Here is a 1,039-nt window from a genome sequence, read left to right as displayed (position 1 = left end):
GTTCCGCGAGCCGCGCTGCTTCGCTGGCATGGATCGTCGAGAGCTCGTCGAGCCTGTGGCGCGCCTGGGATTCCCGCTTCAGCGCCTTGTCGAGATCGATGGACAGGCTGACATGCTTTTCCCGCAGCATCTTGCTCTCGCGCAAGCGCCTGTTGGCCTCGACCGTTCTGGCGGTCAGCCGCTTGGCGATGTCGCCGAACTCCGCGTCGCGTTTTGCGCTCGCATTGGCTGTCTCCACAAGCTCCAGCCTTACCGCGGCAAGCGCCGCACGAAGCGCCTCCCTGTCCTGAACCAGGCTTGTCTCGCGCTGTTGCAGCGCTTCGAAAGCGCCGTCACGCTCGCGCAGCTTTCTCACCGCGTCGTGCAGCTTTTCCGACAGCGTTCTTTGTTCCGCGCCGAGGCCCGCATTGGCAAGCTCGAACTCGTTGGCGCGAAGAATGTCGTTGTGCAGGATGTTGAGGAATTCGCGCGTCAGATGGTGTGAGGTCGCGATCTCCGACAGCTTGCCGTTGATCTCGTCCAGATAGTCCCTGGCGTCGTGGAAGAGCCCTTCAAAGGCACTCAGCGCAGCCAGCCGCGTCTGGGTATGGGGCGTCAGCCGTGGCGCGGTTTCGGGACTGCCCGCATCATCGGTGGTGTCCGCACTATCCGGATTTGCCGCATTCGCCTCGGGCGGCGCGTCGTCGGGTCCTGCCGCCTGATCCGAGGCATCCGCGACAGTGTCGCTCTTTGGCGGCGCCTGGCCCTCGGCGACGAGATCTGAATCCAGCGCATCCGCCAGATCGACCTGCAGTTCCTGGAATGCCTTGTCTACGTCTTCAGCACGCTTGAGCAAGCCCTTGAAGTTCATGCTCGAACTCCTTTTACGCACACCCCAACTCGGTACTTAACGAATTACTAACATGACCTTACATCCGCTGGCCGCACAGGGGAAGCCCCCGTTGGCGGCAAGGTAAATTTGGGACATTTGGGGGTTGGAACGCTGTGCGCAGCTTGCGCGGGTGTCGAAAAGCTTGGGGTCCTCGCCCCTGCAAAGCGC

The 1,039-nt window shown here is 62.3% G+C and carries 1 pseudogene; it reads right to left on the bottom strand.

Annotated elements, in window-relative coordinates:
* Positions 1–850 (bottom strand): annotated as a pseudogene (locus EN935_RS37505) (hypothetical protein); the annotation flags it as partial.
* Between the last annotated feature and the right edge of the window lie 189 nt (positions 851–1,039).

Origin of the sequence: Mesorhizobium sp. M7D.F.Ca.US.004.03.1.1 (genome assembly GCF_003998635.1) — a bacterium.
Taxonomy (GTDB): Bacteria; Pseudomonadota; Alphaproteobacteria; order Rhizobiales; family Rhizobiaceae; genus Mesorhizobium; species Mesorhizobium loti.
This window is presented reverse-complemented; position numbering and strand designations above follow the sequence as displayed.